The organism is Vibrio sp. (assembly GCF_038138445.1).
GTDB lineage: Bacteria > Pseudomonadota > Gammaproteobacteria > Enterobacterales > Vibrionaceae > Vibrio.
In genome coordinates, this window is record NZ_JAYQDQ010000145.1 from 1 (window position 1) to 6,139 (window position 6,139).

6 protein-coding genes are annotated in these 6,139 nt (G+C 42.2%); 1 reads left to right on the plus strand and 5 read right to left on the minus strand.

Going from position 1 to position 6,139, the window contains the following annotated elements:
- Positions 1 to 100 precede the first annotated feature (100 nt).
- The gene (locus AAFM34_RS20175; protein ID WP_341665947.1) at positions 101 to 355 is read left to right on the plus strand and encodes a hypothetical protein; all 255 of its coding nucleotides are present in this window, start codon (positions 101 to 103) and stop codon (positions 353 to 355) included.
- Positions 356 to 436: 81 nt separating this feature from the next.
- On the opposite strand, the gene AAFM34_RS20180 is transcribed toward AAFM34_RS20175, so the two are convergent.
- From AAFM34_RS20180 to AAFM34_RS20200, 5 genes are all read right to left on the minus strand, one after another.
- Positions 437 to 1,573 carry a glycerate kinase gene (locus tag AAFM34_RS20180; RefSeq protein ID WP_341665949.1) on the minus strand — a complete coding sequence of 379 codons (1,137 nt, stop codon included), beginning with the start codon at positions 1,571 to 1,573 and terminating at the stop codon, positions 437 to 439.
- 49 nt (positions 1,574 to 1,622) lie between these two features.
- Entirely contained in the window at positions 1,623 to 2,888 is a 1,266-nt protein-coding gene (locus AAFM34_RS20185) for a GntP family permease (RefSeq protein WP_341665951.1), read from the minus strand.
- 137 nt (positions 2,889 to 3,025) lie between these two features.
- The gene (locus AAFM34_RS20190) at positions 3,026 to 4,165 is read right to left on the minus strand and encodes a sugar diacid recognition domain-containing protein (RefSeq protein WP_341665953.1); all 1,140 of its coding nucleotides are present in this window, start codon (positions 4,163 to 4,165) and stop codon (positions 3,026 to 3,028) included.
- Between the two features lie 86 nt (positions 4,166 to 4,251).
- Positions 4,252 to 5,133, minus strand: a complete 882-nt coding sequence (locus AAFM34_RS20195; protein ID WP_341665955.1) for a 2OG-Fe dioxygenase family protein — start codon at positions 5,131 to 5,133, stop codon at positions 4,252 to 4,254.
- Positions 5,134 to 5,353: 220 nt separating this feature from the next.
- Positions 5,354 to 6,079, minus strand: coding sequence for a transporter substrate-binding domain-containing protein (locus AAFM34_RS20200; RefSeq protein WP_341665957.1), 726 nt, complete (start codon positions 6,077 to 6,079; stop codon positions 5,354 to 5,356).
- Between the last annotated feature and the right edge of the window lie 60 nt (positions 6,080 to 6,139).

The following is a 6,139-nucleotide window of genomic DNA, read 5'->3' on the forward strand; positions in this document are numbered from 1 at the left end:
CTATTTTTAGTCGGTGCCAGCTTTCAGTTAAATGGGGCTCACCGCCAGCTTACTGTATAACGCGTACTTAGCAGCCAAAGTTGATCCCAAGAACTTAACAATGTCGATTCAAGCGAGCATCGAAAATAGTGGTACACAGCAGGTGATTGACGCTATCGGAGGTAGGGTCGCGCGTGCGAATGGAATAAGAGTAACGCTTGAAAGTAATCCAGAAGCATTTAAAACGCTTTTAGCGACAGATAATGTAAAAGCAACCGTGTTTATGTTGACTGACTATGGGGAAAGCTTTGGGTATAAAACAATAAAAAGTATTGATATTAAAGGCTCGGCCTATTTGGTCATTAATATTGAATAGCCAAATAGGCTAGGTTTAGGTAAAGTTCAACAAGTATCATCGGCCGCAAAATAGCGGCCTTTACACTGTAAACTCTGAGGGTTATTTCAGACGGAGCGCGAGCGCTGTGGCTATATTTCGTGCTGTTATTTCAATGTTTAATTTTGCTTCTTTTAACGCGCTGGAAAGGTCAGTCGCACCAAGGACAACACTATAAACCGCATCGATACCGTGCTTGTGCACCACATGACAGTCCTTAGACACGCTTCCCGCAATACCAATAACGGGTAGCTGATACTTTTTAGCAATCCTAGCTACGCCAATTGGTGTTTTACCATAAATGGTTTGGCTGTCGATACGCCCTTCACCTGTAATCACCAGAGTGGCGTCTTTGACTTCTTGTTCAAGCTTTACAAAGTCCGTCACAATATTGATTCCAGCGCGCAACTTTGCATTCAATAGACCAAGCAGCGCCGCACCTAGCCCACCTGCTGCACCAGCTCCCGCTTGGTTGATCACTTCTCTGCCAGTCGTTTGACTAATCACATCAGCGAAGTGGGCAAGGTTTGTATCAAGTTGCTCCACCATTTCTGGTGTGGCGCCTTTTTGTGGGCCAAAAACATGGGATGCGCCTTTAGGGCCGCATAACGGATTGTCAACATCACAGGCAACTTCCAGTGTTACATCTGCTAAACGCTTGTCTAAGCCGGATAGATCGATTCTTGCTAGTTCAGATAGAGCATCACCTCCATATCCCAAGTCTGAGCCTGATTTATCATAGAAACGAGCGCCGAGTGCTTGTGCCATGCCCATGCCACCATCATTGGTTGCACTGCCACCAATACCGAGAATGATATGTGTGATACCTGAATCTAATGCTTGCTTAATCAGCTCGCCAGTGCCAAATGTGGTGGTAAGCATAGGATTACGTTCGGCAGGCTTCACGAGGTGAAGGCCAGATGCTGCAGCCATTTCAATCACAGCGGTAGAGCCGTCACCTAATAATCCATAGAAACCTTCAACAGTTTCACCCAATGGACCTGTAACCTTAGCGGTTAAAATACTTCCATTCGTTGCATCCACTAGTGATTGCACTGTACCTTCACCGCCATCAGCCATTGGCAACTTAATGTATTGTGCATCTGGAATAACCTTTTTAAAGCCCTGTTCAATCGCAGTGGCAACTTCCATTGCGGTTAAACTTTCTTTGTAAGAATCAGGTGCGATGACAATTTTCATTTTCTATCCTCAAACTAAGGTTAATTTGCATCTAAGCAGTACTGGGGTTTTAAACAAACCAACCAAACACACCAAACATCATTGTTGAAACAAAGGCAATCATAAGGCCGACGACAGACTCGTAGGGAATGAGCTTTAAGCGTTCTTTAATATCCATATGAAGTGCGCCGCCAGTGGCATGGAAAAAACTGCCGTGAGGCATATGATCAAGTACAGTTGCACCTGAATGAATCATAGCCGCCCCAGCCAAAGCGGGTACACCTAGATGTAAAATGGTTTCACTAAATACAGAGGACGCTACAGCTGTGCCGGCCGTTGTAGATGCGGTTGCTAATGACATCATAGCGCCTGAAATCGGAGCAAGTAGAAAGGAAGGTAGACCTGAGGCGGTGAGCACATCAATCAAACCATCTTTTAGTCCTGAGTGAGCGATAACGCCAGCCAAGGTGCCTGTGCCAAGCAGCATTACCGCGACAGGTGCCATTCGGCTAAGCCCTGAAACGGCGAAATGGTTGGTGTCGGCAAAGCGTCCCATAACAAGCGCGCCAATCAATCCGCCCAGGGGCAGGGCAATGAGAGGATCAATATTAATACTCGCAATGGGGCGAAGTGATAAAAGGACGATAGCGACCAAAGGGGCGACAATGGCAAGCTTGAAACTGGGGATGCGAGAATGGTCGATATCGACGACTTCAGTTGCTTCGACTTTTGAGCCTTTGTTGACTAGTTTTTTTGCAATCAGGTAGGCTAATACCAAGCCAAACAGACCAGGAATAATACCTGCTGCCATTACTGATGTAAGGGGTACGTCAAAGGCATCTGCTGCTGCAATGGCATTGGGATTAGGAGACATGACGTTACCTGCTTTACCACCACCAATCATGGCCAATAAGATAGCAGTTTTTGATAGATCGGCGCGGCGAGCGATGGCAAGGGCAATCGGAGAGACGGTAATAACCGCTACATCAACAAACACTCCCACAGCAGTGAGGATCATGGTTGCAATGGCCAAAGCCAGTAAAGCGCGCGTTTCACCGACTTTTTTGACTATGGTTTCTGCTATTGAGGTTGCTGCACCTGATTCAATCAGTACGCCTGCGAGTACACCAGCTGCGAGTATGCGCAGTACTGCCGTAACAATGCCTTGTGCGCCGCCAATCATCAAACCGACAGTTTCTGTGAGAGAGACCCCACCAACAACACCACCGATCAGAGCACCGATGATCATTCCATATGCAGGCGGGACTTTTTTAAGTATAAGGGTAATGGCGACAACTAAAGCGGTTAACGCGCCAAGAGTGGTGACTTCTATCATTTTATTTTTATTCTCGCTTACTGATGAAACTGAACGCAGACTAAGTGATGAGTAAATAGAAATCTTTAGGCAAAATGACAATATTTCCTGATGTTAATGATATTTTTTTGTACAATTGCACAATTAATATGGAGGATTTACATACACTTTAAAGCCAAATAAAGTTGAGTTTTTTCATCTATATTATTGATTTTAAGGCTGGTTATATGTTCTATTTTTTCTAGGCGGTATCTTAATGTATTACGATGGATATGGAGCTTTGCACAAGTTTGAGCAAGATCGCAATTTTGTGCAAAAAATACAGCCAGAGTATTAATCAAAGTGCCTTTGGCGTCTTTTTGTTTTAATAGATATATAGGTTGGCTGACTTGTGCTTTACGCCATTCATCCTGCATCAAACCATCAATGAGAACCGATAGTTTGTGATCTTGATAAAAAAGGATGGCTTGTTTGCTACTACTACAAGATAGGGTAGCCTTCGCTGTTTCGTAAGAGCGAGACAAGCCAACTAAGCCGGGAAAATAGTCTCCTATGGCAATTTGAATTGAAAAATCTGCCTCTTGGCTGATTCGTTTGAGTAGGCGTTTGATTCGCTTGTTCTCTTCTGTTTTGCTCCATGATTGGTTAACGACAGTGATGGGTTTGAGTACCACCACTTCGTTTTGCGATACTGACACAATACCGACTATGTTATCTCGTTCAGGGTATTCCAGTAGATGGACCAGCTTTTGTAGCTGCTCTAGTGTTAGAGGATGCCCTTGTTTTGGTATCACTTTAATGGCTGCAGCCACTCTTGGCTGAGACAGATCTAGGTCTAATCTTTCAGCAATGGATAGCAATTGCGTTTCATTTAATGTGGAGCCTTGAATCAGCTGTAACAGGAGTTCTTCACGATGACGCTTATTCCATTGAATCTGAGCCATTAAGTCTGCTTGCTCGACAATCAACTCAGCAGTCATTTTGACCATTTCTCCAAAACGTCGTACCTCGTCAGGATTGCCCGAAATGCCGACCACCCCAATGACCTTGTTGTGATGCAAAATGGGTAAATTAATGCCTTGTTTTACTCCCATTAAAGTCTTTGCAGTCTCATCACTGATTTCGACAATGCGATTATCATGGATGGCCAATAGGGCACCGTCATGGAGTTTGTTTAATCGGCTTGGATCACTAGAGCCAATGATTTGCCCATGCTCATCCATGACGTTTACAGGGTATTGAATGATTTTGGTCGTGCGATCAACAATTTGTTTGGCGATTAAGTTATTTAACTGCATGTTCGAAGGGTCTTTAGCTAAGGCTTATCAACAGAGCTAACATAGCACAACGACCATTAGTATTAACACGACCAAAGCTCATATTGTCAGGGATACAATTCCATAATATCGAGATCTAGACCCACAGACGAGCGCCAACCCAATGATGCGTCTTTAGCCACTTCAATTGGTTCGACATAATGCCATAAGCTGGTATGAAGGTCGGGCTGGAATATCCCATATCCGGCATCTAGAGTTGTGCGTAGTATTTCAGATGATTTATCTTCGCCAAAAATAACACTAGCTCCACCTTCTATGTTACAGCGCTCTAGGACATAAGCTGACACTAGGTAATCACTGCCATCTTGGTGTATACCTTCTGGAGAATTTGTTCCATAGTTGTCCTTGTCACAGACAATACAGGTGTGATGAACAGTGATGTTTAACATCTTTATTTTGGGATTACTTTGTACCGCTCTTCTGATGTTGGACTCGATAAAGCGTATAAGGTCATCGTTAAAATACTGCTGCGGTAGTTCTGTAAATATTCGTGGTAAGCTTCTGAAATCGATCTTTTCGCTATGTTCAATCTCTGCCAATGCTTGCCCAAATGGTTTGGTTTTGACCCTCTGTAGGCCAGTTATATTGCCGTCAACTATGGTTGCGATTGCACTGCTGATAAATCTTTTTCTGGAGGGTTTTATCATTTCTATTGAGTGTTTAACCTCCTCTAAGTCAATGCTAGAGCTTAACTTTTTAACAAGCTCGTCGACGGATAAAATGCCAAGGTAAAACTCGTGTTTATCACGAACAGTGAGCATTGATGAGCCAAACAAATCTTCTTGATTGGTTATCCACTCTAATTGGCATTGTCTGTGTAAGTATTTGTCCCAAGGAGCCTCTTGGAATACTTTTAAATAACTTTCTTTGAGTAAGTCTGAACACGATTTTTCTGAGAAGACCTCGATTGGACCGTTTGAAATAGTCAAAATGATTAATCCCTTTATCAAGTTTAAGTCTTTGGGTGACAAATTTTTGCCATTGTATTCACCTAAAGGCCCAAGACTACTTTTCTTTCTATTTTCATTTGTTTAGGACATAGAGTTGTGAATCTTGCTAGCAAAAGTATGCACATAGAGTGTAATTGAGCAATCACTTCCTATTTAGCCTAAGGGGAATTGTTATAGAGATTAACTATCTAAAGCTCTTTTAATTTAGGCTGTACTTTTCTTTCAATTTTTCAACAAATGAAGAATTTTTTTCCAAGAACTCATCAAACTCTTTGATGATATCTGTATGTTTTACTGTCGATAGAAAGTAATCACCATTGATATGTGGGAGAGAGGAATCAAAGGCGATCATTTCATCATCGATCCCAAGTGATCTCATGGTATAGCTTGCTATGGCAACATTAAAATATATACCCTCAACATCGTTTCTATTAAGGAAAATACTGATAAGAGTTTTAATGCTATTGAACTCCTTGACCTTAATTGCTCCTTGATTTACCTCATCAATGACCGCATAAGGTGTAAAACCTCTCATTATGCCTAAAGTTTTGAGTTTAGTTTGACCAAGTTTATCGGCGGTAACCATGATACCGTCGATATAACTAAGTGTGGACTGACTGTATGATACCGTGCTTTCTTTCTTAAACTTACCTCCCCAGTTTGGGTTGTCAGGAAATTTTAAATCTATTTTTTGGTCAACCAGTTCTTGAAAAAGGCGAATAATGGGTAGTGGCCGGTATGTTATGGTGTGATTGTATTCTTTTGCAAAATGGTCAAGCAGTTCTCTTGCATAGCCAGCATATTCACCAGATTTAATGAAATAAATAGGATAATAATCAATATTTTCCACACCGATTACTAGATTTTTTCCATGCGATAATTGACTATATGTCAAAACGAATAAGCTGATTATTAGTGCTTTCATTGCAAAGCCCTGAGGAATCCCCTGATAATTTAGATAAAAATCATCAAGTTAAGGTAGATG

Excerpts from the sequence above, each read along its gene's own strand:
- AAFM34_RS20185 (WP_341665951.1), bottom strand. The coding sequence starts at position 2,888 with ATGATAGAAGTCACCACTCTTGGCGCGTTAACCGCTTTAGTTGTCGCC.
- AAFM34_RS20190 (WP_341665953.1), bottom strand. The coding sequence starts at position 4,165 with ATGCAGTTAAATAACTTAATCGCCAAACAAATTGTTGATCGCACGACC.
- AAFM34_RS20200 (WP_341665957.1), bottom strand. The coding sequence starts at position 6,079 with ATGAAAGCACTAATAATCAGCTTATTCGTTTTGACATATAGTCAATTA.
- AAFM34_RS20180 (WP_341665949.1), bottom strand. The coding sequence starts at position 1,573 with ATGAAAATTGTCATCGCACCTGATTCTTACAAAGAAAGTTTAACCGCA.
- AAFM34_RS20175 (WP_341665947.1), top strand. The coding sequence starts at position 101 with ATGTCGATTCAAGCGAGCATCGAAAATAGTGGTACACAGCAGGTGATT.